Source organism: Halorussus lipolyticus (genome assembly GCF_029338375.1).
Classification (GTDB): Archaea; Halobacteriota; Halobacteria; order Halobacteriales; family Haladaptataceae; genus Halorussus; species Halorussus lipolyticus.
Genome location: NZ_CP119805.1, coordinates 390,055 through 416,859 on the forward strand (window position 1 = coordinate 390,055; position 26,805 = coordinate 416,859).

Below are 26,805 nucleotides of genomic sequence, written 5' to 3' on the forward strand. Positions count from 1 at the left end.
CGTAGAAATAGGCTTGTCTGGTCTAGACTTGTCGGGTCTCGGTGCCGGACGACTCCGGCGTCGGCACCTCGGCTTACCCCTGCGTCGTCCCGCACTCGGTGCAGGTCAACTCGAAGTTCTCTCCTGCGAATCCCACGTCGTGGGTCGTCTCGTCCTCGCACTCGGGGCAGTAGGTCCGCGACTGGAGTTCGTCCCAGTCGTGCATCGCGCCGGGTGCGCCGAGCGCCCACCCCTCGACGGTCTCGTCGCCGTCGTTGTACCCCTTCTGGAACTCGCCGGGCGGGAACCGGATGAGTTCGCCCGCTTCGACCGCAATCTCCTCGCGGTCGAGTCCGACCTCGAAGGTCGCGGTGCCAGACTCGACGTAGAAGACCTCCTCTTGGTCGTTGTGCCGGTGGAGGCCACCGGAGAACGACTCGCCGGCCTCCAACTCGAAGTAGTTCATGGCGAAGTGGTCGGTGCCGAGTTCGCGCGAGACCGGTTTGCGGACGCTGTGAACTTTCATCGGGTTGCGCTCGTTGTCCACCGCGTCGATGGCGACTTTCTCCATGGCCTCGTCTTGGAACTCCGAAACTAAGTGATTGGGTACTTCGGGTCGGCATCGCGCAGATTCGCATCCCCGGATTCGCTCGGCGAGCAGAACACCCACCTCGGCGGACTGAAAGGGCGACCGCCGGAAGACAACCCGCGTCTTCCGAAATCACGTTCGCTTCGCTCGCGGTTCCACCGCTCGCCAGTCACAGCGCGGAGCGCCGCCACCCCTCACGTGACCGCGAACCGCGTGAGGGCTTTCGAAACTCTCGTTGCTTTGCTGACCACTTATCTAAATGTCCTCCGCCGCCGAATCACACACGACTAAGAGCCTTCCCGCTAATCCGACTTGCAATGAAACTCCAGAACTCTTTCATCGCGGCCAGCGGGGTGGGCGAGAAGACCGAGCGCAAACTCTGGCAACAGGGTGTGACTCACTGGGACGATTTCGAGGAGGACCTCCTCGGCCCCAAGACCGGCCGGAACGTCCGGGAGTTCATCGACTCTGCGTGGGACCGACTCGACGCCGGGGACGCCGACTTCTTCGGCGAGAATCTGCCGAGCGGGAGCCTCTGGCGGGCATACGGTAACTTCGCCGAGGACGCCTGTTTCTTCGACATCGAGACCACCGGCCTCGACAGCGCGCGCCACGACGTGACCACGGTCAGCCTCCACCGCGGCGGCGACACCCGGACCTACGTGCAGGGGAAAGACCTCACCGCAGAGGTCCTCCGCGAGGAGTTCGCCGAGTCGAGCATGCTGGTCTCGTTCAACGGCAAGCGATTCGACCAGCCGTTTCTCGAAGATAGCTTCGACCTCGACGTGACCACGCCACACCTCGATTTGATGTACACCTGCAAGCAGATGGGTCTCTCGGGCGGCCTGAAGAACGTCGAGCGCGAAATCGGCATCGAGCGCGACGACGAGGACGTGGACGGGCGCGAGGCGGTCCGGCTCTGGCATCGCTACGACAGAAACGAAGACGACGCCGCGCTCGACAGGTTGGTCACGTACAACCGCGAGGACGCAGAGAACTTGCGGACGCTCCTCGACCACGTTCACGAGGGACTGCGGGCCGACGTGTTCGAACCGCACCTGCCCTGATTTACACCGAGCGAAGTGGCTCGGGTCGTTTCAGTCGTCGCAGGCGGACATTATTTGGTTTATTTTAGTATAGATAATTATTTCTTTACCACTTATATAGGATGCTCGAACCCCGGTTACTCGGTCCCCACCTCCTCGTCGTCAATTCCGTAGAGCCGATAGACGATAGCGTCGATAGCGTCCTCCAGTGCTGTGATTCGGTCGTCCAGTTCCTCGGCGCGCTCGCGGACCTCGCGGTAGCGCGACATCTCGTCCTCTACCGCGTCGGCGTCGGGAAGGGCCATCGCTCGGAGGCGGTCAAGGAGGGAGTTGGTCTTGGTCGCGTTCTCGCGGAATCCGGCGAATCCGCCGGCGCGGTCGGCGACGGCGGGGACGAACGCCTCGACCAGCGCGCGCTCGGTCTCGCCCAAATTGGGGAACCGCATCGCTGGCACCGGGTCGGTCTCGACGTACCCCCACTGGTCGGTCTCGCGGTCTCCTCGGTCGCCGGAAGCGGGTTTGTACCGCGCGGTAGCGGCCAACTCGAGGCCTCCGCCCGTCCCCTCTCGAATCTCGACCTCGCCGATTCGGAGGCCCTCGCGGTCGGTCGCCGTCTCGGCCAGCACCGAGTCGCCGACGCCCTCGGCGGGGACGCTGACCTCGGGGAGCGTCGTCGCCCGGTCCTCGTCGGCCGATTGGACCGCCGACCCGAGATAGTCCACCACGTCGAGGTTCAGGGTCGCTCGCTCGTCGCGCGCCGTCCGGAGTCGCCGGGTCAGGGTGGCGACTGCTGACTCGGGGTCGGTCTCCTCGATTCGGACCCCTGCGCGTGCCGCGATTTCGGTGGCGTCCACGTCGGCCGCTTCGGGGTCGGGGACCGGAATCTCCTCGGCGAACATCGGCTTGAACCGGAGGTAGTCGCCGCTGACGTGGGTGCCGCCGTAGACCTGCCGGAAGTACCTCGCCACGAACGCCGAGTTGAACACCCCGAGGAGATACCGGAGCGAAAGGTCGGACTCGTCGCGCGACCGGACGCTGTAGAGGGTGTTGAGCGCGAAGTAGCCGTCGTCGTCGTAGACCGCCACCGGCCGGTCGCTGATGTCCCGGACCAGCAGTTTCGCGTCCTCGAAGCAGTCCGGGTCCCGCAGGTCTGCGTACTCGCCGTCGTCGCGCTCGACCAGCGACTCGTCGTATTTGAGCCACGTCCCGTCCCAGTCGAGGCGGTAGCGACCGACCGATTTGCCGTCCACGACCTTCCGGCAGTTCTCGGCGTCCCCGGTCTCGTCTGGGTCCTCGCGGTCGTCTACCAGCAGTTTCTCCCGGACGTTGCCGGTGTGGACGCCCTCGGTGAACGTCACGTGGTCGCCGAGTCGGTCGCACCGGGCCAGCACCTCGGCCGCGGTGTCGGCGAACTCGGCGTCCAAATCTACGGGGAGGACGCGCCCGCCGAGACCGTCCACCAGCGACTTCTCGATGGCGGTCGCAGGTGCCGCGGTGAGAGCGCGCTCCCCGGCCCGAGACCCCGATTCGGGATGACGAACCTGAATCCCGTCGGTCTCGCCGTCTGCACTGCCTTTGCCGTAGGTCACGACCACCGGGTAGATGTCGGCGTCGGGGAACACGTCGAGGTTCGAGGCGTCCAGTACCTCCTTTAGCCCCCAGTCGTCCAGCAGGCGCTCGCGGAGTTCCCGGCCGTAGCCGGTCGTCGTCCACTTGTTCGGCACGACCAGCGAGACGCGCTTGCCGAGGTCACCGGCGAGTTCCGCGAAGGGGACGTAGAGGTCGTAGGCCCCTTCTGCGGTCCGGTACTCGTCGCGGTAGTACTCCTTCAGGTCGTCGGGCAGGTTCCGACTTCTGACGTAGGGCGGGTTGCCGACCACGGCGTCGAATCCGGCCTCGGCCTCGTCTTTGGCCGACCCGTCGCCCTCGTAGAAGACTTCGGGGAAGGCGAGCTTCCAGTGGAAGAAGCCGCGCTCGTCGGCGATTCGCTGGGCGTCCTCGAACCACGATTTCTCGGCGACCGCCTGCCACTCCCGGTCGTCGTCCAGCGCCCGACCCATTCGCTCGTAGGCCCCGGAGGGCACGTCGAGGCCGAACCGCTCGGCGGCGTGGACGTTCGCCATCCCGGTCAGTCGCTGGCGCAGGTCGTCGCGCCGGATTTCGGCGTAGGTGCGCTCCATCCGTTTCACGTCTTCCAGCGTCTCGTTTTCGAGCGCGGCGAACTCCCGGTAGGCGTCCATCAGGTCGCCGATGGCGTCGGCTCTGGTCGCGCCGAAATCTGCGAGGCTGGCGTTCGGCCCGGTGTCGCGGGCCAACTCCTCGACCTCGGCCACGTCGGTCCCGGCCAGCGAGTCGCCGCGCTTGAGGTGGTGGTCGAGGAAGGCCAGCGGTTGGTCGGCAGAGAGGGTCCGGAGCCACAGCGACACCTTGGCGAGTTCGACCGCCATCCCGTTGTCGTCCACGCCGTAGATGCACCGCTGGGCGACCTGCCGACGCGCCCAGTGGATGCCGGGCGCGTCGGGGGTCTTCCCGGATGCGCCGGGAGTCTCACCGGACCCGTCGAGGACCTCCTCGGCGTCCTCGACCCTCCCGGCCCGCTTCTGGTAGGCTTCCACCACGGCCCGAGCGAGATACTCGACCGTCTTGACGAGGAAGTGGCCGCTCCCCATCGCGGGGTCGAGGACGGCGAGGTCGAAGACGCGCTCGGCGAACTCGTCGGCGTAGTCCGGACTCTGGGGGTCCAAGTCCGCCCGAATCTCGTCCAGCAGGGGTTCGAGGGTGCGCTCGACGACGTACTCGACCACGAACTCGGGGGTGTAGTACGACCCGGTGGTCTTGCGCTTGCCGGTCTCGGTGGTGAGGTAGACCTCGCCCGGTTCGACGCGCTCTACGGGTTCGGAGTCGTTCCCGGCGGTTTCGACCTCCTCGGCAGGGACCCACTGCTCGTCGCCGTCGTCTCGGACCGCGGCGAGCGGTTCGTCGGCCATCTCCAGTTCGTACTCCAGCAGGCCCTCGTAGATGCTCCCGAGGTGGCGCACGTCGAGCGACGAGTAGTCCACGAACGCCCGGCCCTCCCTGCGCTCGCTCTCGCGCCGAGTCAGGAGTTCGATGACTTCGGCGAGGTAGGTGTCGCCGACGGCGTTCGAGGCGAGGAAAGCGGTCGTCGCGCCCGATTCCGGGTCCTCGGGGTCCGTTTTGAACAATCCGCCGTTGTACGCCGGGACGTAGAGGTCGTCGGTCGGGATGCCCCGCGACTCGCTCCCGCGGTCTACGAGCGCGAACAGTTCTTCGAGGCGGTCCCAGAGCTTCGTCTGCCACGACTGGTAGATGGGGTTCGGACTGTCCAACTCCTCGGCGACCCGGCGTTTGAGGGTGTTGAGGCTGTACTGGCGTCGGTAGACCTCGTTGTCGGTGTCCAGCAGGTCCCGGCCGTCGCTCTCGGCGTAGAGGACGAAGATGAGCCGATAGAGGTAGGTCAGCGACGCCTGATACACCGTATCGAGGTCGTCGCGGGTGAGGGCGTCGTCGTCGGCGCTGTCCACGAACCCCTGCGCCAGCACCGAGAGGGCCTCGTAGACGTTCTCCCGGAGGTCCTCGCTGAGTTCTTCCGCGAAGACGTTGCTCTCGCGGTGGACGCGCTCCACGAAGGGCCGGTCCGCGCCGACGTGGGCCGGGACCTCGCCTGCACCGTCCCGGCCGAGGAAGGCCTCCCGCCGGAAGAACAGGTAGAAGTACTTGAACTCCTCGGGGTCGCCGGTCTCCAGCAGGGTCGGCAGGTCGATTTCGTAGTACGAGTCGAGGCGATGGCTGGTCGGCCCGTAGTAGAGTCGCCACTTCCGGCCGTTGGTCAAGATGCCTCGCTCGACGCCCGTCGCGTCGAGGTAGACGTGAATCTGATAGCTCGGATTGGTGAAATCGCGCTTGCTCCCGGCGTCGAGCGACCGGTCCCACCGCTTGGCGTCGGCCACCCCGAGCGCGTCGGCGTGGAACTCCCGACCCTCGTCCCTGCGCTCGAAGGCCCGCTCTCTGGCCCGCTCGCTCCCGAACAGCGTGTAGTCGGGTCGCAGGCGCTCGCCGCGAATCGGCTCCTCGACGGCGGTGGTCAACCCGAGGGCCTCGAAGACGGGATTCAGCAGGTTCTCGCGCAGTTGTCGCTCGTTGTACTCCGGCGCGCGGTCGGCCTCCCGCCGATAGCACGCTCGAATCTCGTCGTAGACCGCCCGAACTTCGGCCTCGCCGACCGCCTGCCAGTCCTCGGTTTCGGGCAGATGCTCGTCGAGGTAGTAGTTCGAGAACAGGTCTCGGTTGGTCCGATAATCGAGTGTCGTGTGCATAGTTTCTGAGTATTCGACCCGAAATTATTCTAGCTCTGAGGTATCCAACTAAAATACCTTGTCATTTATTTCTCTAACGGGCCGGAAAGTCGGCGCAAAGCGCGCTACGACCGGGATTCTGGAAACCGCCTCGTACTTTTAAAATCCCTGACTACAACGGGTCGATTTGAAGCGTCGTGGCCTCGAAACGGTCGCCGCTCGACCGTTTTCAGACATATCTATATAAATGCTAAAAATAGCATTTTATTTCTAAAAGAATCGTGCAGTTATCCAATCCGGACGACCGGTCGCTACGCGCCGCCGCCGCCGTCAGGCAACCGGGAGACCCGGACGCGGGGAAGCGACCCGAACAGGCGTTCGACGTCCTCGTCGGTCACTCGCTCGCAGTCCGAGGAGACCGGTTGCGTCTCGCTCTCGGAACTCTCGTCGGTCTCTCTCGGCGCGTCCTCGCTCGGGGATTCGCCGGCGGCGTCGCGGGTAGCCATACCGGTCCCACGGACGCTATCGCCTTGAAACCCGATTCCGACCGCTTCGGACCGCTACCGGTCGCTCCCGACCGGTCCGTGACGGACCCGACCGCTACCGAGGACTACCGAGGCCTACGAATACGTCGCCCGCAGGTGGCCCAGCACGTCGCCGACCAGCGCGCTGTCGTAGGTCCAGAACCCCTCGAACTCGTTGAGGCCGCGCTCCGCCGCGACGAGCGCGCCGTCGCTCTCTCCGGGGGCGTCGAAGACGACGAACCACGAGTCCCGAATCTCCGGCGTGTCGTCGGCGTGGACCGTCAACCAGTCGGGTTCCGGCGGTTCCCAGTCGCCGACGCCGTAGACGTGAATCTCGACGCCCCGGTCCGCGATTCGGGAGTAGAGGTCCCACTGGTCGCGCAGGAGCGAGAGGCGCTGGAACCCGGCGTGGAGTTCCCCGCTGGCCTCGCGCCACGCCTGCTCCTCGATTTCCCGCGAGGCCAGAATCATCCGGCGCTTCCCGTAGGCGGTGAACGTGGTGTCGCTGACGTGCTTGAGAACGTCCGGCACGTGGGTCTCCTCGAAGTCCGTCGCGTCGAGGAGACCGGCCTGAAACGTCACCGCGCGCCGGAGTTTCGTGAGGTCCGCGGCCGCCAGAAACGCCCCGCCGTCGTGGAGGACCGCGAAGTCGTCCGGTCCCTCGGGCGCGGTAGCCTCCTCGACGCTCACGTTCTGGACCTCGAAGTGATTCCGGAGGTCCTCGACGGCCGACGACTCCTCGGCGTCGTACACCGTCAGCGTCCGCTCGGTTCCGGTCACGTCGGCGATGATGGACGAAAGCGTCATTCGATGTTCCAACTTCCACCTTATCGGAGAGGTGTTAAAAGTGACACGACTCGTCGCTGACCGGATTTCCCCAAGCGACAGCTATTACATTCCACTGTCCTAAGACCCGCATATGACCACGGGAATCGTTCTGCTCAACTTCGGAGAACCGGCCGAACCGACCCGAGAGAACGTCGTCGATTACCTCGAACGAATCTTCCTCAACAACGCCTCGCTCGAGGAGGCCGACACCGAAGAGGAGAAGCGACAGCGCGCCCGCCAACTCGCCGAGCGCCGCGCCCCCGGTCTCATCGAGGAGTACGAGGAAATCGGCGGTTCGCCGCTCAACCCCCAAGCCGAGGCCCAAGCCGACGCGCTGGAGGCCGAACTCACCGACCGTGGTTACGACGTGGAGACCTACCTCGGGATGCAGTTCACCGAACCCTTCGTCTCCGACGCCGTGGAATCCGCCCACGCAGACGACGTGGACCAACTCGTCGGCCTGCCGGTCTACCCCCTCTGCGGGGCCTCCACGACCGTCGCCGCCAACGAGGACCTCCGCGAGGCGGTCGAGTCCCGCGACTGGGACGTGCCGGTCGCCGAAATCACGGGCTGGCACCGCCACCCCCTCTACAACGAGATTCGCGCTGAGAACGTCCGCCGGTTCGCCGACGCCCACGGCCTCGACCTGCACGACGACGGGACCGAACTGGTCTACTCGGCACACGGCACGCCCCGACACTATCTCGACGAGGGGAGTCGCTACGACATGTACGTCGAGGAGTTCTGCGAAGTCGTCGGCCGAAAACTCGGCGTCGATGGCTACTCGCTGGGCTACCAGAACCACGAGAACCGCGACATCCCGTGGACCGAACCCGAAGTCGAGGACGTCATCGAGGACCTCGGCGACGAGGAGGGCATCGACCGCGTGGTGGTCGAACCGATTAGCTTCATGCACGAACAGAGCGAGACCCTCTCGGAACTGGACGACGAACTCCGCGAGGAGGCCGAGGAGGTCGGTCTCGACTTCTATCGCGTCCCGGTTCCCCACGACGACGACCGATTCAAGTCGGTGCTGGGCGACCTCGCCGAACCCTTCGTCGGCGAGTTCGACCCCGGTTACTACCAGTTCCGTGAGTGCCAGTGTTCGGACTCGCCCGGCGCGATGTGCCTGAACGCACCAAGATGACGGACACCGACACCGCGGACGACCAGACGCCCCGTGTCGGCATCGTCGGCGGCGGCATCACCGGCCTCTCGCTGGCCCACTACCTCGCCGACCGCGGCGTCGAGTTCACGCTGTTCGAGGCTGGCCCCGAACCCGGCGGCGTCGTCCGGAGCGAGCGCGTCGATGGCTACCTGCTGGAGTGGGGTCCACAGCGCGCCCGCAGGACCGACCGCATCGACGGCCTGATTTCGGACCTCGGTCTCGAAAGCGAGGTCCGGACCGCCGACCCGGACCTGCCCATCTGCGTCTACGCCGACGGCGCGATTCGGCCCGCGCCCTTCTCGGTCGAGGAATTCGGCGACACCGACCTGCTGTCGGCCGAGGCCAAGCGCGAAGTCCTCGCGGAACCCTACACCGACCCGGCCAATCCCGAGGAAACCGCCGCCGAGATGTTCACCCGGAAGTTCGGCGAGGAGACGTATCGGAACCTCCTCGGTCCGCTGTTCGGCGGCATCTACGGTTCCGACCCTGCCGAGATGCCGGTGGGCCACGCGCTGTCGGGCCTCCTGAAGTTGGAGCAACGCGACGGAAGCCTCCTGAAGGCCGCAATCAACCGCGCCGAGGGCGGCCGCGACACTCCGCCGGCCATCTCGTTCGACGAGGGGCTTCAGCGCCTCCCCGAGGCGCTGGCCGAGGAGTACGTCGATTCGATTCGCTTCGAGACGCCCGTGACCGCGGTTCGAGAGGGAGCGTCGGGCGATTCCGCGACCTACGAACTGGAGACGCCGGAGGGGTCCGAGAAGTTCGACCGCGTGGTCCTGACCACGCCTGCGGACCTGACTGCTGACCTCGTGGCCGACCTCGCGCCCTCCTCGGCCGAGGCCCTCCGCGAGTTGAACTACAACCCCCTCGCCATGGTCTACCTCCGGGCGGACCTCGCGGCCGACGCGGACCCGGACGTGGACCCCGACGCGCTGGGCTATCAGGTCGGGTTCGACGCCGACCTCCGGACCCTCGGGGTCTCGTGGAACGACAGCATGTTCGGGAGAGGAGTCTACACCGCCTTCCTCGGCGGGATGCACGACCCCGAAATTCTGGACGAGAGCGAGGAGACGATGGGAGACATCGCGGCCTCTGAGTTCGAGCAAGTGACGGGGGCACCTGCGGAAGTGGTCGCAGTCAACCACCTTCGGCGCGGGTTCCCGGCCTACGACACGTCGTGGGAGGCAGTCGAGCGCGTCGAGATGCCCGAGGGCGTCCGACTGGCGACGAACTACACGTCCCGGATGGGTCTCCCGAGTCGGATTCGAGAGGCCGAGTCGCTGGCCGACGAGTTGGCCGACGCGCTGGACTGACCGCCTCCCGGCCTCCGATTTTGATGTAAACTCTTGCGACTCCCCGTAGTGTCGATTCTATCACGAAAAATCCGGTCTCGATGAGACACCATCCCAAATCGCCGCTCTATAGGAATCTTTACTACAGACTGAGTTAGTATTTCTGAACGCGAACACCCCGCCGTTCGGTCCCTCCCGGACGTTCCGCTCCTCCGGGCCGATTCTCCCGGTCTCCGAGTCGGTTCCCGCGGACGCTCCGGCCCGGTCCTCGGTGGGGGTTTCCACCTCTCCAACCATGTGGCAAGATACTGTCATCCTCGCCGGTAGCATCGTTGCGATAGCAAGCCTCTTTCCGACCCTGCTGGACGAGAACGCCTCGGTCCCCCTCTCGACTAGCGTCCCGACCTTGGTCGTCCTCTCCGGGCAGGGGGTCGCGTTCTACACGCTCGACTTGCTGGGGTCGGCGGTCGGCGCGCTCGCCGGGTTCGTCGTCTGGAGTCTCATCGCCTACTTCAAATCGCCCGACGACGCCGGCCTCGTTCCCGCCGACTTGGGTCTCGATTTCGACTTCGGTTCCGACGACCCGCCCGCGGGCGATTCGACCCCCGCCGCCGAAACGGGGACCCACCAGTCCGGTCACGCGCCCCGCGCCGACTGAAACCGATTCGCCGATTCGATTCAATCCGCCGATTCGATTCCCGACCGCGTTACTCCCAACTCCACTCTTTGGCAGTCTCCACGAACGCCTTGGCGTTCTCGACGGGGGTCTCGCGGTCGATTCCGTGGCCCAGATTCAGGATGTGACCCTCGGGTCCGGCCTTCTCGATGACCGATTCGGTCCGCTCGCGGACGAACTCGTCGTCTCCGAGGAGATAGCTCGGGTCCAAGTTCCCCTGTACGGGGGTGTCGCCTAGCTCCTCGCGGGCGTCGGCCATGTCCACGGTCCAGTCGAGACTCACCACGTCAGCGCCTGACTCGGCCAGCAGGTCCAACTTGCCGCCGGGGTTGCGGGCGAAGACGACGGTGGGAACGTCCACTGCGTCGAAGATGCGCTGGTGGAGCGGTTGGACGAACTCGCGGTAGTCGTCGGGCGTCAGCAGGCCGGCGTAGGTGTCGAACAACTGAATCAGGTCCGCGCCCGCCTCGACCTGATACTCGACGTACTCGACCACCACGTCGGCGAAGCGTTCGAGCAGGGTCCGGAAGGCCTCGGGGTACTCCACCCGGAAGCGCCGGATTGGCTTCTGTTTCTTGCCCGCCGGTTGGCCGGCGACGGCGTAGGCTGACAGGGTGAACGGCCCGCCAGCGAACCCGATGATGCTGGTCTGGTCGCCGATGTTCGCTTGGAGGCGTTCGAGGAGCGCGCCGACGTAATCCAGTTCCTCGCGCACGTCGCTATGTCCCTCGGGGACCTCGGAGGGCCGCGTGACGGGGTTCTCGATGACCGGGCCGGTCCCGCTCTCGATGTGATAGTCCAGTCCGAGGGGTTCCAGCACGGTCAGGATGTCCGAGAACATCACCAGTCCGTCGGGTTCGAAAATCTCCCACGGCAGGAGGGTGATGCGCTCGGCGATTTCGGGCGTCGAGATGGCCTCCTTGAACGTGTAGTCCTCTCGGATGTCCCGGTACTCGGGGATGTACCGCCCCGCTTGGCGCATCAGCCAGACAGGGGGTCGTTCCGTGCGTTCTCCTCGGGCCGCGCGGACTAGCAGGTCGCTCATTGTGCCGAGGCTTGGCGTGGCGGAGGCTAATGGTTTCGGAATCGCGGCCGCGCCCGTAGCTCCTCGCCGCCACAAGAAAGAAATAATCATAATGTGTAAACAATTATATTTCTATATCTAGTTCGGTCCAACTGTCGTGGTTCGACTTCCTGTCGCTCGATACGGTTCTGCGACGGAATCGGACGTAGAAAACAGACGTTTTATCTCGAAACTGTGATCTGCTGACGATCCTTTCACCGAGTACGCATGACGTGGAAAGACGACGTGTACGTCGAACTGCTTCGGTACACCGAAGCCAACGAGACGAAACAGTTCACGCTCCCGGAGTTCTACCGACACGCCGAGGACCGACTCGCGGCTAAGCATCCCCAAAACAACAACGTGCAGGCGAAGATTCGCCAGATTCTCCAACAGCTTCGAGACGGCGGCCAACTGGAGTTTGTGGACGATAGCGGAACCTACCGACTCGTCGAACTTGACGAGGAGTTCATGGCCGAGTACGGCGTCACGGAATACGACGTGACCGAGTACGGTGTGACCCAACGGACCGTCGAGACGACGAGGTATCCGATGCCACAGTCCGTCCGCATCGAGGCCCTCCAGCGGTACGACAAGACCTGCCTGCTGACCGACGTAGACCTGCCGGAACTGCTGGATGCCGCGCACGTAGTGGCGCGGTCCGAGCGCCCCTCGGAGGTCCGGAATCCCGAGAACGTCTTCGTCGTGAACAAGTTGTACCACGAGGCGTTCGACCGGGGCCTGTTCACTATCGACACCGACTACCGCCTCCGGGTGAAGCCGACGCTCTCCACCGAAAGCGAATTGCTACACGGTTCGCTGATGGTCGCCGACGGGGAGCGAGTCGAGTTTCCCGAACCGGCGTCGCTCGACACCGACCTCCTCGCGGAGCGGAACGCCGAACTGGCGTGGGCGTGAGCGTCTCACGTTCCTCCCTGCATTTCTCCGAACTCGGCCGAGGAGTTCAAACCCCTCGGCGTCGTGGCTCTGACGAACTCCGATACGCGTCCTCGTGGTCCCGGAACTCTACCGGCCCGAAAATCCCTCGGCCAATGGCACGCTCGCCGACGCCGTGACGTGGGTTTCGGGGTGGCTGGATCGCGACCCTGCCATCCACGTCTACTGGTTGGTCCCGCCGAGCGTCCGCGACGAGGACGTGCTGGCCGACCGCGAGCGACTTCTTCCGGCCCGAGTTCGTAGACGTGGCGCTCGACGCTGGGGTCGAGACCGGAAGCCCAATCGACTTCTCCGACCGCGCCGAATCCTACGCCGACGAACCCCGGTTTCTCCACCTCGCGGTCTGCGCCAGCGAGTACGAGACCATGGCCCGGACGCCCTTCGAGCAGGCCGCCAGCGGGCAGGTCCTCGTGATTCGGGACGAACTGTGGATACACGACTGCGTGCCCGACGACTATCGATTCGCTGGCGACCCCGAGGAACTCGGCGAGTTGGCCGCCGAAGCAGTCGAACACTGGGGCCAAGCGCGAGCGATACGTCCTCGACTCGGCCGACGAACCGGTCCGCGCTGTCCTCGGGGGCGCTCGCGGCGAGAACGCGGACGAGGAGCGAGCGGTCACGCGCTCGCGGGCGGAAGCGCGCTCGTCTGCGAGCGCGCCTGACGCGGCCGACGCGCCCGACCGTCCTCGCGCAATCAATTATAAATATACTTCGAGACGAGACCGCCGCCCACACCGCGGACGGGATTCGGGCGACCGAGCGCGAGGACTACGCGCTGGCGGATTTGGTCTACGCGCTCCGGTCGCTGGGGTACCGAGACGCCGGGAATCCGGGGACGCCGGTGTTCGTCCGGAAGTGAGGTCACGACGACGCGGACGCCGAATCGGAGTCGTCGGTCTCCTCGTCGCCCATCTCGCCCAGTTCTCGCTCGCCGAGCGAGGGCGCGGCGTCCACGCTCGGAGAGAGTTCCGCGCCGTGAATCAGGTCGGTCACGACGATGCGGACCGCCTGAATCACCAGCACGAAAAACAGCGGGAGGAGGAAGAACCCGTACCACCCGAACAGCATCGGGCCGAGGAGGTACGCGAACATCATGATGCCCATGTGGATGTCGTTACCCGAGATGTAGGGCTGGAGGAAGGTCTGGGGCAGGATGTCGAGGACGAGGAACGACACTACCAGCAGGCCGATGGGGTAAATCATCGCCGGGCCGCCCTGTCCCGCCGAAATCCACGCCAGATACGCCACGACCGGAACGTAGACCACCTTGCCGACGACCAGCGGGACGAGACTCGCCACGCCGGTCAGCAGGGCCAGCAGGATGGCGAAGGGAATGGTCAGCGCGGGCGGCGCGAGGAAGTTGAAGCCGTAGTAGACGACTGCGGCGAGGACGGCCATCACGGCGACGAACAGCATGTTACCGAAGAACACCGTTTCCAGTTCGTCGTCCACGGCGTAGGCGTAGGCGTAGCCGACCGACCCCTCGTCGGCGATTTCGTCGCGGAACCAGCCAGCGATGTGGTCGTCGTCCCGCAGGAGGAAGAACGCCAGTCCGAACGACAGCGACAGCAGAACCACGGTGCCGATAAGCGCGCCGAGCGCCGACAGCGCGGCCTGCCCGACCTGTCGAATCCGTTCGGTACTCAGCGTCCCGACTTCCGAGGGATTCTCGATGAGGGTCTGAATGAGGCTCTGCTGGCTGGTGGTCAGGCTATCGACGTTCAAAAGCGGCGCGAGGAGACCGCTCCCCGGTATCCCCGAGAGCGAGGCGGCGTCCCGGAGTCCCACCAGCAGGACGTAGGCGACGATGCCCAGTATCGGGACGACGATGCCCGCGAGCGTCAGTCCGGCCGCAATCCCGTCGCTGTCGATGTGCGCGCCGATGCGGTCGCAGATGGGCCGCGAGGCGTAGTAGAGGAACACGCCCAGCACGAACATCCCGACGAACGAGTAGCCGACGTACACCACGCCGAGGGCTAGCGCGACGAGGTAGAGCCACCACGCGATTCGATTCCGGTCGTAGTCGATGAATTCGTTCCAGTTCACGAGTGTCGGACCCTCAGTTGTTTTCGCTCGGTCAAATCGCGGTCGCCCCCGCCGCCACCGGGAGTGCGATACCGGTGACGAATGCTACCTGTCCGTCGAAGTCGTACTCCGCCATGGTCTCCGAAGAAGGGACGGGAGCGACGGGTAAAACGCTGTTCGCCGATTCTGGCTGGCCACCACCAGAACTTTGGCCCGCGGCTGTCAGCCAGCAGGTATGACTGGCGACGACGTTGCGGCGGCGCTGGCGGACTACGCCGTCCCGGTTTCCGCGGGGCAGGCGACGCCTGCCGAGGAGGACGCTCCCAGCTCGGAACCCGCGGCCGACCTCCTCGCGGACGCCGCCGTCGTGGGTCTCGGCGAGGCGACCCACGGGACCCGCGAGTGCTTCCGAGCGAAACACCGCCTGATACGCTCGCTGGTCGAACGCCACGGGTTCCGGACGGTCGCGTTCGAGGCCGGCGTCGCGGCGATGCTCCCGGCCGACGGGTACGTCAGGGGCGGTGACGACGGCACCGGCGAGTGCGCCGACGCCGGCATCGCCGGGTGGCGTGCGGAAAGCCCCGATGAGGCCCTCGCTAAGTTGGACAAGTGGATGTGGCAGACCGACGAGGTCCGGGACCTCCTCTCGTGGCTTCGGTCGTTCAACGAGGGTCGGCCGCCCGGCGACAGGGTTCGGGTCCGGGGCATCGACCTCGGCGACCCGGCGGAACCGGCGTCCCGGTTGCAATCGTATCTCGCGGCCGTGGACCCGGCCTACGCCGCCGAGGCCGACGAACTGGTCTCGCTGGTCGATTTCGACGCTTCCGAAGACGACGCCGCCAGCGACCGACGATTGGACGAGGCCACCGACGCCGCCCGGTCCCTCGCGGACCGCCTCGACCAGCGCCGGGAGTCCTACGTCGAGGAGCGTTCGAGCGACGAGTGGGGGGTCGCCCGCCACCTCTGTCGCGTGGTCGAACATACCTGCGAGTGGCATCGAGTCCGCCACGAACACGAGGGGCCGCATCCCGCGGGGATGGCCGAGCGCGACCGCCTGATGGCCGGAAACGCGGCCTGCTGGAAATCGCACGACCCCGGTGAGGGCGTGGTAATTTGGGCGCACAACAGCCACGTCCAGCGAGGGACCTTCGACGACGGGCAGGTCTGGACCGACGCCGAGACGATGGGCGAGGAGCTAGCCCTGCGGTTCGGCGACCGCTACCGGCCGGTCGGCTTCGACTTCGCCCGTGGGTCCTTCCGGGCGATTCCGGCCGGGTCGTCCGGCGGGTCCGACCCGCGGGTGTTCTCCGTGGACGACCCGCTCGACGCCAGCGCGACCGCTCGCTTGGACGCGCTGGATGCTGAGTCCGTCCTCCTCGACGTTTCGAGCGCGGCGGACGACCCGCGCCTCGAAGACTGGTTCGACCGGCCGCGTCGTCTGCGGTGGGTCGGCACCGTCTACGACCCCGACGCCGACCCGGCGGCCCACTACATGCGGACCGACCTTCCGGCCTCGTTCGACGCGCTCATCTTCCTCGGGAAATCGACGCCGACGCGGCCGCTCGACTGCGCCTGAGGGCGCTCCCGTCGCTCGCCCTGTCCCTGCCGTCGCGCCTAAGCCCGTCCGACCGCTACGCTCGGCATGGTCAACGCCTTCTGGTTGGACCGCGACCTCGCCCAGACGGCGAGGTGGCTAGTGGACGACCACGTGCTTTCGTCCGTCTTCGAGAACGCGATGGTCCTGACCACCGCGGTCCAACTCGCCGGCTATCCGGAGTCCGAGGACCTCTACTACACCCACGCCGACCACCCGCTCACTCGGTGGGCCGCCGACCACCCGGAAAACTGGGGCCTCCTCCGGGCCTACACCGAGGAGGCCCACGACGAGTGGCGATACCGGTGGGACCACCCGCCGGAGAAGACCCACGGCAGTTGGGCGACGGTCGAATCGCTGGACGAGGAGGTCCTCGCTGGTCTCGACTGGCCGGGCGAACCCAGCGACCCGCCGCAGGTCACGGGCGAGTGGACCGCCGACGACTACGTGGACGCCTACCGACTCTACTACGCCAACGAGAAGCGCCACCTGTTCGAGTGGTCGAGAGACCGGTCGCCGCCGCCGTGGCTAGACGAGTACCGTCGAGGGTCGAAGTAGTAATTCGTCGGTTTGGGTCTCGGCGATGGGTTCCGAACGCAGGCCGCCTAGAAGTCCTCCTCGAACTCCGCTTCCCCGCCCCAGTCTTCTTCCTCCTCGAACTCCTCGTCTTCGCCCCACCCTTCTTCTTCTTCGCCGCCACCTAGTGCGTCCGCAATCGTTCCGAGGATTCCGCTCTCCTCTTCCTGTTCGTCCTCGTACTCGTCGTACTCGTCGTCCTCCTCGAACACGTCGTCTACGTCGATGTCGTGGTGCTTTTTGTGGTGTTTCTTTCCGCCGGTCAGCGCCTCCAACTCGCCGGGGTCGAGCCACACGCCCCCGCAGTCCTCGCAATAATCTATCGTCACGCCGTGTTCCCGTCGTTGTGATAGCTCGGTGCCACATTCGAGACAGTCGAGTTCGCGTCCGTGGGCCATGATACCGCACTCCTGTCTCCAAACATATAATTACTTCGAGACTACTCGCGTTCCGCTACTACGAGCCAGATGCGCTCGAAGAAGATAGCCGCGCAAGTCGCGGAGTTCGCCGTGCGACTACCGAAAACGGCACCGGCACTCGAAATAGCCGCTGTTGTCTTTAGGAAAGGAAAACATGCCTCTAAGAATTAAATATATTTTTCAAAGAAATTTCTGTAATGCTAAATAACCGTGCGGGTCGCTATCACCGGTAAACGAGTACCGCGACTGCTCTGCACCCGTGACTCACCGCAACCCACTGCAACGCATCGCGCCGCGTACCTCCTCTGTTCGACCTGAAAATCTGCTCTGATTGGCCGTCAGTCGTCCGCAGACGCGCCGTCGCCGTCGGTCCCGTCGCGGGACTCGCTCTCGCGGTTCGCCGGCGGCCGACCATCGACTCGTCCGGTATCGAGCGTCCGAGACCCCGCCGCGACGGCGTAGATGGCGACGACGCCGAGGCCAGCGCCGCCGAGCGAACTCGCCAGCGTCGAGACGAACGACGGCGGTCCGTAGGCGAACAGCAGTTCGCCGAGCGCGTTCGTCGCAATCCCAGCGAGGAACCACGCCCCGGCCGGAACCGCGAGACTGGCGTTCTCGTAGAGGACACCCTTCACATCGCCGGTCATCGGCGGCAGAACTTCCGAGGAGAGCGCCACGCCTCGGACGAGGACGTAGAGCGCGGCCATGACGACTCCCGCGGCCCCGACCGGGCCGCCGACCTGTTGCTCGCTGGCGACGACCGCCAGCAGGTTCCAGAACGTCAGAATCGCCGCAATCGGCAGGCCTTCTCGAATCAATCGCCGTGGCTGGAGGGCAACCATGTCCGGGTCGTCTCGCGCCGGTCCCTTAAAATATCGCTACGAACCGCCACTGCGACTCGCCGTCGAGGTTCTTCCGGACGTGCCGTCTCGAACGCCGCCGCGGTCGGCCCCGAAATCGCTGTCCAACTCCCCGGCGCGCTCCGGGCGGTCGGCAGTCACCTCGACGCCCTGCCGGACCCCGACCTCGTGAGTCTTCAGGGCACCGTGACCGACGCCCTCCTCGCGGTCGGTCCACGCTTGGTCCTCGAACTCGCGGGTGGAGGACCTGCGGGCAGGTCCCGTAGGCGTCTTCCACCACGTCGGCGGTCCACCCGGAGTTGGCCAGCAGGGCGTTGTGCTTGATGTCCTCGCGGTCTACTCCCGCCACGCTGGTCGCCAGTCGCTCGTAGAAGGAGTCCTCCTCGACGGTCGGATGGAAGATGTGGTCCCGGTCGTCGCAACTCACGGTCCAGTCGAACGGGAAATGGATGTACTGGACCGAGTTGGATTCGAGGCCCAACTCGTTGATGGTACTGACCAGCAGGTCGAACTCGTCGCTCCGCCTGCGGGCGTAGCGCCCCAACAGAGCGTTCTGGAGGACGTAGTACTTCAGGCCGAACTGGTCGTTCATCCACTGGGCCAGATAGCCCGCCTGCTCGACGGTCAGGGCCTCGATGTCCACGTCGGTATCGAAATAGTCGTTGAGTTCGCCGAGGTCGGGGTCCGTCAGGGTCAGCACGGTCACGTCGTGGTCCGATTGCAGGGCCTCTAACACGTGCATCGCTACCGCTTCCCTACCCCCTTTGGACATCAAATCCATATGGATAACTGCAATTTCCCCCATCGTATCGGTCTCCTGTGAGACGCAAGTCTCGGCCAAAGTTAGGTATTCTAGGTGAACAGAAACACGTCATCGGCCGGGTACGAGCGACTGTAAGGGAGAAAACGTATTATCCAGAAATGACGCGATTCGGCGATAGACGAGCTTTCTAGTTGACATTCCAATCCGTCTGAGTCCCAAATAAAATTTAAATCAATAGACTTACATTGAAGAACTACCCCGCCGAGGGTATGGAACTTCGACTGGGGGCCATCGGACTGGGTGGCCTCGGGAGCATCGAACTCGGAATCTACGACGAGATGGACGATGTGGAAATCGTCGCCGGCACCGACGTTTCCGACGGAGCGCGCGAGGCCGATTCTCCCGACCCTCCCCGAGGCGTGTTTGGGATTCTCACGATTTTCCGCGATATGACGAAAAGTGTTTCTATCTCGGAGGGTCAATCCCTTTGATAATGCGAGAACTCGACGAAACCGACCTCGAAATCCTCCAACTGCTCGTGGCCGACGCCCGCCGCCCGTACAACGAAATCGCAGACGCCGTGGACCTCTCGCCGCCGACGGTTTCCGACCGCATCGAGCGCCTGAAGGACCTCGGCGTCGTCCGGCGATTCACCGTCGATTTGGACCGGTCGCTCCTCGCCGACGGGGTTGCGGTCCTCGTTGACCTCCACGTCGAACCCGGCCGCCTCTCGGAAATCCGAGAGGGCGTCGAAGCAATCGAGGGCGTCGAACACGTCTTCGTCACCGCCGACGGCCACGTCATCTTCCACGCCCGACTCCGTGGCGGCGCGGTCGAACCCCTGCTGGCCGACGCCCTCGACACCGAGGCGGTCCGGGAGTACGACGTGAAACTCCTCGAAGACTCGACGTGGCACCCCGAACCCCGCGGCGTCGAGTTCGCGCTGGAGTGCGACGAGTGCGGCAACTCCGTCACCAGCGAGGGCGAATCCCTCCGCATCGACGGCGAACTCTACCAGTTCTGCTGTACCTCGTGTCAGTCGCAGTTCGAGGAGCAGTACGAGGAACTGAAGGAAGCGGCCTGAGTCCTCGAAGCCACGCTCCGCATTTTTCGGCCTTTCCGCCGACCGTTCACCGGATGAGCGAGTTTGCAGTCGGTGAAGTAAGGTGACTCCGTGCGAGCCATGATAACATGGAACAAGACGAATCGCACGCGACGACCACGCGCCGCGGACTGCTCCGGGGAGTCGTCGGCGCGTCGGTCCTCGGCGGCCTCTCCTCGGCCGTGTCAGCGTCCACTTCGTCGGCCTCCGAAGTGTCGGGAGAGGCGGCGACCGACGCTGAGGCCGAAGCGAGCAACACCATCCGCGTCGAGAGCGACGGCGGCGGACTCGCGGCCTACGAGTTCGTCGCGGGCGGAAGCCTCTGGGCCGACGCCGACGCCCGAGGAGACACGATTTCCGGAAACTGGGCCTACGGCCACGTCGGCCCGAAGCGCGGCGTCGATACCTTCCACTTCACGGGTGGCCTCGACCGACTCGCGCTCGCGGGACCGGCGAGCGTGTTCGTCAACGGGTGGCGAATCGACGCCCGCAACCGGTGGCCGCCCAACGACCTGACGCGTCACGACTTCCCCGGCGGCCGGAATCGGATACGCATCGACAGCGACGGCGGCGGGATTGCCACCTACGAGTTCGACGTTCGGGGGTCGGTCCGGCAGGTCGATAGCGGCGACGAGGTGTGGTCCGGGTCGGTCTACGGCCACGTCGGGCCGAAGCGGGGCACCGACACGTTCGACTACACCGGTCGCGTCACCCACTTCCGACTGGCCGGTCCGGCGACGGTCTACGTGAACGGCTATCGGCTCTGAGCCAAACCGCCGTCAGTCGCCGACTCGCGGGTCCCACACGGTGTACGCGAAGTCCTGCAAGAGATTACCGAGGAGCGCCACGAACGCCGGCAGGAGCGTCGTCGCCAGAATCGTCCCGATGTCGCGCTGTTCGATGGCGCGGTAGGCCAACTGGCCGACGCCCGGAATCTCGAAGACGACTTCGATGACGTAGACCGTCAAAAAGAGGACGGTCAGCAGTTCGGCGAAGAACACGGTCAACAGCGGGAGCGCGGCGTTGCGCAGGACGTGGCGACCGATGGTCCGGGCGTCGGCACCGCTGGCCCGGAGCGTCTTGACGAACTCGGCGGGGAGGTACTCGCGGGACTCGGCGCGGGCGTAGCGGGCCTGTGCGGCGAGGAGGTTCAGCGCGACCACGAACGCCGGAAGCGCCAGTGAGGCCAGATTCTCGGCGGTCCAGAGGCCGAATCGCGGGTCGTAGTACGCCCGGTACCACGAGAAGTGGAAGATTGACGCCAGCAGGAGGAGTTCGCCGAGGACGAATCCCGGAATACCGAGACCGACGTAACTGAACGCCGCGGTCAGGCGGTCCACGACGCCCTGCGGTTTCATCGCCGAGACCAACCCCGCGCCGACGCCCAACAGCGTCGAGAGGACGATTGCGGGCACCAGATACGCCAGCGTCACCGGGATGCGCTCGGCCAGCGCCTCGGTCACCGGTTGCCCCGTGGTCCACGAGGTCCCCCAGTCGAGGGTCGCGTAGCTAACCATCCACTTGACGTACCGGTCGAGGACTGGCTCGTTATAATTGCGGGCCTCCTCGTAGGCCGCGACGGCCTCGCGGGAGTCCTCGGACATGTTCTGGGGGTCCGAGGGGTCCGCGGCGGCGAACGAGACCAGCGTCTTGTTCGGGTCGGGGGTGTACGCGAAGACGAAGAACGCGCCAGACAGCAGGAGGTAGGCGGCGAACACCGTCCACGCGATTCGCTTGAGTAGGAACCAACGAGTGTCGTTCACGAGTTTGGCTGTGAATCTCACACCGGGTTGATAAAGTTTGTCGTCTTGATACGAGGTTGGCGGTTCGGTGAGTCGCTCGAATTGGTCGGTTCGGGCAGTAATCTTGGAGGCGGTGGCCCGGTATCTCTTAGGTGAAATTAAACCTATGTTAAAAACATGTATATATTGCTTAGATATAGGTATATTTTGTATTCACTGGTTGGTTAGAAGCCATAGTATAAAATACTCGGAAATTAGACTTCACTTCTACTATTTCCCATAAAATAAAGTTAACTTATTCTCAGTAGACACCTTTTTATTATGCTCTCACTGACATCTATACGATGCAATTAGGGTATTGGCTTGACGAAAGTTACTTTCCACTACCAGAAGACGATGAGCGAAGCTATCAGTATGCCGAACGCGTCTACGACTCAATCAAAAACCGGTATCACCGAGAACGGGGCGGAAAGCTAAAGCCACTTCTCAAGAAAACCGGAGAACACTACAGCGAGGTCTACGCCTTCGCCAAAACGAACGGGAAACTCGTCCTCACTCACGATGATATTACTTTTTTCATCGGCGACGAAAATACGTCAACCGCCGTTGTCGAAAATGGGGCAGATCGAATCACCAGCCAACTCACTCGCGCAGGCTGGCTCTACGCCAACCCGGATTACTGCTTCTCCGGTAGTCCTTTTGAGGATGCAGAAGCAGTCTATGTCTACCGGTGTGATGCGAATGACGACGGACAACCACTAATCCACGACCTCGGTGCGGTACTCACCACGGCCGGACAGGAAACCGTTGTCTCTAATACTGCACTCGAAGATTATCTTGAAGAGCGTTTCCAGCAACTCGCTCGGGTTGAAGAAGTCACGTCTGAGCGAGTTACGGCGTACCGGCTTGCGATTGAAACGGGGCTAAACGACCGCGAGTGGGTGGCGATAACAGCTCAGAATACTGACCTTCGGTTGTGGATTGACTTTGACGAGGCCTATACGAAACTCATGGACCGATTTGAGGGTCAAACCGAAATCTCGAAAGCCGACTTAGAGAGTGAACTCTATTCATTCGTCGGTGAACATACTTCACACGTTGAGCAAGACGCGACCCTCCTTTTTGGTGATTTTGTCGATGCGTTCTATCGCCGACTTCGAAGTCGGAGTTGGGGCGAAATCGAACACGAGAACGAGACTACTTGGTATCGAACCGAAGAAGCCCACCGGAAGGCACTTAAGGAGTACGTTGACGAGTATGGTGAGATTTTGGAGAATCCGCAGGAATCGCCGATGGACGCGGACGCAACACGGGAGGAAGTGTACTCGTTCTTTAATATAAATCAAAGTCAGTTCACACGGCATGGCATCTACACGAGTGGGTTCCTTGACGACAAACTCAGGATGCTCGACTGGATGAGCGAGACTGACGAGACGCTGAAGGAGATGGACGGTGCGGAAACCGCTGACGGGACGTGGGAACTACCCTTTGAGTTTGAGTCCGAGCAAAGTAACGGTGAGTCGGCGACTAACGAAGACGAAGGGTAGACCTACTTGCAGAATCTGGACATATTCATTCGCCACCGACCAGAACCACCCCACACGAACGCCAAACCAAACGCTTTAGTAATCTTGCTATGACTTCCCAATTCAAATGCCAGTCCATGCGAATTGGTCCCGAGGACACCGAGGAGGACGGTAACCCGTGGCGACGGGTTCCGGCGACCGCGCCACCTTCGAGGAGGTCGATTGGTCGGCAGTGGACGACGGCAACCGCTCGCCGACCGGGAGGACGCTCGCCTTCCTGACTGCGCTCGGCGTCCTCGCGGTGGCGTTCGGCTACGACTATCTCCTCGCGGACGGCCCGCTCGTGGCTGGGTGGTCGCCGACCGCGCTCGACTGGTTGTCGCTGGTCGGCGTGGCGGCGTTCGCCTGCTACGTGGTCGCGCCGCTAGCGCAGAATCGCCACCTGACGCGGCGCTACTGGCGGCAGTTGCGCCGGGACAGACTCGCTGTCGCCAGTCTCTGCTGGTTGGTCTTCTTCGCGCTGTTCGCGCTCGTCGGTCCCGTGATTCTGGGCGACCCCGAGACGGCACCGATGGGGATGGGTGCGACCGAAGGCCGGTACGGGATTCCCATCTACCAGCCACCGGTCGGCTTCGGCGTCTCGGAGTACGCCACGCCGGTCTGTAGCGGCCCGATTTCGGGCGGCAAGTGCTGGGGCACCCTCCTCCACCCCTTGGGCACCACCAACACCGGCAAGGACGTGCTGGCGTTCGTGGCCCGCGGAGCGCGCATCGAACTCCAACTGGCGTTCGTCGCCGGGTCGATTCTGGTCCCGATAGCTACCGTGGTCGGCACCGTCTCGGCCCAGTTCGGCGGCCGGGTCGATTCGCTGTTGATGCGCTACGTGGACCTCCAGCAGGTCATCCCCGCCTTCTTCGTCTACCTCGTCGCGCAGTTCCTCTACGGCGGAAGCCTCCTGCTGATGGTCGTCGTCTTCGGCCTGCTCAACTGGGGCGGGGTCGCCCGACTCGTCCGGTCCGAGGCCCTGAAGAAGCGCGAGACGGGTTACGTCAAGGCGGCCCAAGCCGCCGGGAGCGGTCGCCTCGCGGTGGTCCGGCGACACCTGATGCCCAACGTCTCGAACGCGGTGGTCACCGCCATCACGCTCCAGATTCCGATGCTGTTGGTCATCGAGACCACCCTCTCGTACCTCGGTCTCGGCCCGATGCAGGGCCAGTCGTGGGGCTACCTCATCGAGACCAACATCCACGACGCCAACTTCCCGACCCTCGGTTGGTGGTCCGTGGCCGCCCCGGTCGGGTTCCTCGTGGCCACCGTGGTCTCGCTCAACCTCCTCGGCGACGCGCTCCGGGACGTGTTGGACCCCAGAACCGACGGTAAGACCAGCCAGACCGGCGGTACGAACGGCGGAGGACACCGATGAGCGACCCCCTGCTGTCGGTCCGGAACCTCCGCGCCCGATTCGACGCAGAGGCCGGTGGTGACGTTTGGGCGGTAGACGGCGTGAGTTTCGAAGTCGCCCGCGGCGAGACCGTCTGTCTGGTCGGCGAGTCGGGGTCGGGCAAGACCGTCACCTGCGAGGCCCTGACCCGACTCGTCTCGGCCGACCTCGACGGCGAAATCCGATTCGGCGGCCGCGACCTGCTGGACCGCTCCGAGGAGGACCTCCGCGAGGTCCGGGGAGCCGAAATCGCCCACATCTTCCAGAACCCGCAGGGCGCGCTCGACCCGGTGTACTCGGTCGGCGAGCAACTCCGCGAGGCCGTCGCGCGCAACCGCGACCTGTCTGACTCCTCGGAATCGCCCCGCGAAGTCGCTACTGACCTTCTCGACCGCGTGGGGATTCCGGAGGCCGAGGCCCGATACGACGACTATCCCCACGAGTTCTCGGGCGGCCAGAAACAGCGCGTCGTCATCGCGCTGGCCCTCGCGGGCGACCCGGACCTCGTCGTGGCCGACGAACCGACCACCGCGCTCGACGTGACGATTCAGGCCCAGATTCTGGACCTCCTGCGCGAACTACGAGAGGAGCGCGACGTGGGCGTCCTGTTCGTCACCCACGACCTCGGCGTCGCCGCGCAGGTCGCCGACCGAATCGTCGTGATGTACGCCGGGAAAGTGATGGAACGCGGCGGCGTCTCCGACATCTTCGACTCGCCGGGCCACCCCTACACCCGCGCCCTGTTCCGGTGTCTGCCCGGTTGGGGGTCGGCGCTCGACCCGATTCCGGGCGACCCCATCGACCCGGCCGACCCGCCCGGAGGCTGTCGGTTCCACCCGCGATGCTCGTCTGCGGTCCCGGAGTGTGCCGAGGGCGAGCAACCCGACCTGTACGACGCCGGGAGCGGTGAGGGTGCCGAAGGCGGCGGGAGCGCCGGTGAAGGCTCACCGGCCGAGGACCACTGCGTCTCCTGCGTCTTCTACGGTCCGGACCGCGACCCCGGCGTCCTCGACCCCCAGACGACGCCCGAACCGGCGCACATCGCCGAGGAGGGGACCGATGACTGACGCGCTTCTCTCGGTCCGGGACTTACAGAAGCACTACCCCATCACCGAGGGACCGCTCCGCAGGGAAACCGGTCGAGTCCGCGCGGTAGACGGCGTGAGCTTCGAAATCGCCCGCGGCGAGACCCTTGGACTGGTCGGCGAATCGGGATGCGGCAAGTCCACCGTCGCGACCACCCTGATGGGCCTCGAAGAACCCACCGACGGCCGGGTCTCGTTCGACGGCGTGACGGTAGACGAGCGCGATTCGGCCGACAGCAGGGAGTTCCGCAGGCGGGCCGGGATGGTGTTTCAGGACCCCACGTCGAGTTTCGACCCGCGGATGACTATCGGCGAATCGGTCGCCGAACCCCTCTCGATTCACGGCCTCGACGACGGGGCGCGTCGGCGCGAAATCGTCGCCGACCTGCTGGAGCGGGTGGGCCTGTCGGCCGACGACGCCGACCGCTACCCCCACCAGTTCTCCGGTGGCCAGAAACAGCGGGCGGCCCTCGCGCGGGCGTTGGTTTTGAATCCCGACCTGCTGGTGGCCGACGAACCGGTCTCGGCGCTCGACGTGTCGGTCCAAGCCGGGATTCTCTCCCTGCTGGACGACCTCCAGCGCGAGTTCGGCCTCGCCATCCTGCTCATCAGCCACGACATGAGCGTCGTCCGAGAAATCTGCGACCGGGTGGCGGTGATGTACCTCGGCGAAATCGTAGAGGAGGGACCGACGGGGGACGTGCTGGCCGACCCTCAACATCCCTACACTCGGGCGCTGGTCTCGTCGGTTCCCGCGCCGGACCCCGGCCAGCGCGCCGGCGAGGTCCTCCTCTCCGGGGACGTGCCTTCGCCCTCGGACCCGCCCTCGGGATGCCGGTTCCACACGCGGTGTCCCGAGATTATCCAACCGGAGGACTACGACTTCGACCAAGCGAACTGGCGGGCCGTGATGGACCTCCGGGTCGCGCTTGAAGACGGCAAGTTCGACCCCGAGACACCGGACGGCGAGGCGCTTGCTGGCGGGGTTCGGGAACGATTCGGGATTCCGGACGAACTCGGAGATGAGGAGGCCGAGGAGGTCGTCTCGTCGGCCATCGACTCGCTGGCGTCGGGTGACCCCGAGTCGGCCCGGAACCTACTGGCTCGGGAGTTCGAGACGGTCTGCGAGCGCGAGCGTCCCGAACTCCGAGAGACGGAGACCGGGCATCCGTCAGCGTGTCACCTGCACGAGAAGCGGTCCGGTGTGGAGAACTGACCGCGAGGGCGGTTCGGGTTT

The 26,805-nt window shown here is 64.8% G+C and carries 25 protein-coding genes; 15 read left to right on the forward strand and 10 right to left on the reverse strand.

Features of this window, described 5'->3' with window-relative positions; translation table 11 throughout:
• Nucleotides 1-73: 73 nt before the first annotated feature.
• A complete protein-coding gene (locus P2T57_RS18880) occupies nt 74-550 on the reverse strand; it encodes a cupin domain-containing protein (RefSeq protein WP_276302296.1) in 477 nt (158 codons plus the stop codon).
• A 335-nt stretch (nt 551-885) separates the two neighbouring features.
• Here P2T57_RS18880 and P2T57_RS18885 point away from each other — a divergent pair, with 335 nt between their 5' ends.
• Nucleotides 886-1,635, forward strand: a complete 750-nt coding sequence (locus tag P2T57_RS18885; protein WP_276302297.1) for a ribonuclease H-like domain-containing protein — start codon at nt 886-888, stop codon at nt 1,633-1,635.
• Nucleotides 1,636-1,751: 116 nt separating this feature from the next.
• On the opposite strand, the gene P2T57_RS18890 is transcribed toward P2T57_RS18885, so the two are convergent.
• The 3 genes from P2T57_RS18890 to P2T57_RS18900 form a co-directional block, all read right to left on the reverse strand.
• Nucleotides 1,752-5,948, reverse strand: coding sequence for an Eco57I restriction-modification methylase domain-containing protein (locus tag P2T57_RS18890; RefSeq protein WP_276302298.1), 4,197 nt, complete (start codon nt 5,946-5,948; stop codon nt 1,752-1,754).
• 290 nt (nt 5,949-6,238) lie between these two features.
• Nucleotides 6,239-6,433, reverse strand: a complete 195-nt coding sequence (locus tag P2T57_RS18895) for a hypothetical protein (RefSeq protein ID WP_276302299.1) — start codon at nt 6,431-6,433, stop codon at nt 6,239-6,241.
• A 114-nt stretch (nt 6,434-6,547) separates the two neighbouring features.
• Nucleotides 6,548-7,258, reverse strand: coding sequence for a DICT sensory domain-containing protein (locus P2T57_RS18900; protein ID WP_276302300.1), 711 nt, complete (start codon nt 7,256-7,258; stop codon nt 6,548-6,550).
• 112 nt (nt 7,259-7,370) lie between these two features.
• Between P2T57_RS18900 and hemH the strand changes: the two genes are divergently transcribed.
• From hemH to P2T57_RS18915, 3 genes are all read left to right on the forward strand, one after another.
• Nucleotides 7,371-8,426, forward strand: coding sequence for a ferrochelatase (hemH, locus tag P2T57_RS18905; RefSeq protein ID WP_276302301.1), 1,056 nt, complete (start codon nt 7,371-7,373; stop codon nt 8,424-8,426).
• Nucleotides 8,405-9,760 (forward strand): protoporphyrinogen oxidase, encoded by a 1,356-nt coding sequence (hemG, locus tag P2T57_RS18910; RefSeq protein ID WP_276302302.1) that lies wholly within the window; start codon nt 8,405-8,407, stop codon nt 9,758-9,760. Before hemH ends, hemG begins: the two co-directional genes overlap by 22 nt.
• Nucleotides 9,761-10,034: 274 nt before the next feature.
• Nucleotides 10,035-10,397, forward strand: coding sequence for a hypothetical protein (locus tag P2T57_RS18915; protein WP_276302303.1), 363 nt, complete (start codon nt 10,035-10,037; stop codon nt 10,395-10,397).
• A 49-nt stretch (nt 10,398-10,446) separates the two neighbouring features.
• Here P2T57_RS18915 and hemE read toward each other — a convergent pair whose 3' ends face one another.
• Nucleotides 10,447-11,460 (reverse strand): uroporphyrinogen decarboxylase, encoded by a 1,014-nt coding sequence (hemE, locus tag P2T57_RS18920; RefSeq protein ID WP_276302304.1) that lies wholly within the window; start codon nt 11,458-11,460, stop codon nt 10,447-10,449.
• A gap of 246 nt (nt 11,461-11,706) precedes the next feature.
• Between hemE and P2T57_RS18925 the strand changes: the two genes are divergently transcribed.
• Together P2T57_RS18925 and P2T57_RS18930 are read left to right on the forward strand one after the other, a co-directional pair.
• Complete coding sequence (locus tag P2T57_RS18925; protein WP_276302305.1) at nt 11,707-12,396, forward strand: HNH endonuclease; 690 nt, start codon at nt 11,707-11,709, stop codon at nt 12,394-12,396.
• A 284-nt stretch (nt 12,397-12,680) separates the two neighbouring features.
• Nucleotides 12,681-13,097, forward strand: coding sequence for a hypothetical protein (locus P2T57_RS18930; RefSeq protein ID WP_276302306.1), 417 nt, complete (start codon nt 12,681-12,683; stop codon nt 13,095-13,097).
• Nucleotides 13,098-13,296: 199 nt separating this feature from the next.
• On the opposite strand, the gene P2T57_RS18935 is transcribed toward P2T57_RS18930, so the two are convergent.
• The gene (locus P2T57_RS18935) at nt 13,297-14,481 is read right to left on the reverse strand and encodes an AI-2E family transporter (protein WP_276302307.1); all 1,185 of its coding nucleotides are present in this window, start codon (nt 14,479-14,481) and stop codon (nt 13,297-13,299) included.
• A 214-nt stretch (nt 14,482-14,695) separates the two neighbouring features.
• On the opposite strand from P2T57_RS18935, the gene P2T57_RS18940 reads away from it, so the two are divergent.
• Nucleotides 14,696-16,036 (forward strand): erythromycin esterase family protein, encoded by a 1,341-nt coding sequence (locus P2T57_RS18940; protein ID WP_276302308.1) that lies wholly within the window; start codon nt 14,696-14,698, stop codon nt 16,034-16,036.
• 66 nt (nt 16,037-16,102) lie between these two features.
• Nucleotides 16,103-16,612, forward strand: coding sequence for a hypothetical protein (locus P2T57_RS18945; protein ID WP_276302309.1), 510 nt, complete (start codon nt 16,103-16,105; stop codon nt 16,610-16,612).
• Nucleotides 16,613-16,659: 47 nt separating this feature from the next.
• Here P2T57_RS18945 and P2T57_RS18950 read toward each other — a convergent pair whose 3' ends face one another.
• The 3 genes from P2T57_RS18950 to P2T57_RS18960 all read right to left on the reverse strand — a co-directional run bounded on the left by P2T57_RS18950 (nt 16,660) and on the right by P2T57_RS18960 (nt 18,690).
• Nucleotides 16,660-17,028, reverse strand: a complete 369-nt coding sequence (locus tag P2T57_RS18950; protein ID WP_276302310.1) for a TFIIB-type zinc ribbon-containing protein — start codon at nt 17,026-17,028, stop codon at nt 16,660-16,662.
• A 359-nt stretch (nt 17,029-17,387) separates the two neighbouring features.
• Nucleotides 17,388-17,891 carry a hypothetical protein gene (locus tag P2T57_RS18955; RefSeq protein WP_276302311.1) on the reverse strand — a complete coding sequence of 168 codons (504 nt, stop codon included), beginning with the start codon at nt 17,889-17,891 and terminating at the stop codon, nt 17,388-17,390.
• A gap of 25 nt (nt 17,892-17,916) precedes the next feature.
• Nucleotides 17,917-18,690 (reverse strand): hypothetical protein, encoded by a 774-nt coding sequence (locus P2T57_RS18960; protein ID WP_276302312.1) that lies wholly within the window; start codon nt 18,688-18,690, stop codon nt 17,917-17,919.
• A gap of 251 nt (nt 18,691-18,941) precedes the next feature.
• Between P2T57_RS18960 and P2T57_RS18965 the strand changes: the two genes are divergently transcribed.
• The 3 genes from P2T57_RS18965 to P2T57_RS18975 all read left to right on the forward strand — a co-directional run bounded on the left by P2T57_RS18965 (nt 18,942) and on the right by P2T57_RS18975 (nt 20,541).
• Entirely contained in the window at nt 18,942-19,163 is a 222-nt protein-coding gene (locus P2T57_RS18965) for a hypothetical protein (protein WP_276302313.1), read from the forward strand.
• A gap of 2 nt (nt 19,164-19,165) precedes the next feature.
• Nucleotides 19,166-19,756 (forward strand): AsnC family transcriptional regulator, encoded by a 591-nt coding sequence (locus P2T57_RS18970; RefSeq protein ID WP_276302314.1) that lies wholly within the window; start codon nt 19,166-19,168, stop codon nt 19,754-19,756.
• A gap of 107 nt (nt 19,757-19,863) precedes the next feature.
• Complete coding sequence (locus P2T57_RS18975; protein ID WP_276302315.1) at nt 19,864-20,541, forward strand: hypothetical protein; 678 nt, start codon at nt 19,864-19,866, stop codon at nt 20,539-20,541.
• Nucleotides 20,542-20,553: 12 nt separating this feature from the next.
• On the opposite strand, the gene P2T57_RS18980 is transcribed toward P2T57_RS18975, so the two are convergent.
• Nucleotides 20,554-21,537, reverse strand: a complete 984-nt coding sequence (locus P2T57_RS18980; protein WP_276302316.1) for an ABC transporter permease — start codon at nt 21,535-21,537, stop codon at nt 20,554-20,556.
• 323 nt (nt 21,538-21,860) lie between these two features.
• On the opposite strand from P2T57_RS18980, the gene P2T57_RS18985 reads away from it, so the two are divergent.
• The 4 genes from P2T57_RS18985 (at nt 21,861) to P2T57_RS19000 (ending at nt 26,784) form a co-directional block, all read left to right on the forward strand.
• Nucleotides 21,861-23,063, forward strand: coding sequence for a hypothetical protein (locus tag P2T57_RS18985; RefSeq protein WP_276302317.1), 1,203 nt, complete (start codon nt 21,861-21,863; stop codon nt 23,061-23,063).
• A 157-nt stretch (nt 23,064-23,220) separates the two neighbouring features.
• Nucleotides 23,221-24,465 (forward strand): ABC transporter permease, encoded by a 1,245-nt coding sequence (locus P2T57_RS18990; protein WP_276302318.1) that lies wholly within the window; start codon nt 23,221-23,223, stop codon nt 24,463-24,465.
• On the forward strand, nt 24,462-25,550 hold the full coding sequence (locus P2T57_RS18995) for an ABC transporter ATP-binding protein (protein ID WP_276302319.1): 1,089 nt from the start codon (nt 24,462-24,464) through the stop codon (nt 25,548-25,550). Before P2T57_RS18990 ends, P2T57_RS18995 begins: the two co-directional genes overlap by 4 nt.
• Complete coding sequence (locus P2T57_RS19000) at nt 25,543-26,784, forward strand: ABC transporter ATP-binding protein (RefSeq protein ID WP_276302320.1); 1,242 nt, start codon at nt 25,543-25,545, stop codon at nt 26,782-26,784. The genes P2T57_RS18995 and P2T57_RS19000 overlap by 8 nt, the downstream gene beginning before the upstream one ends.
• Nucleotides 26,785-26,805: the final 21 nt, after the last annotated feature.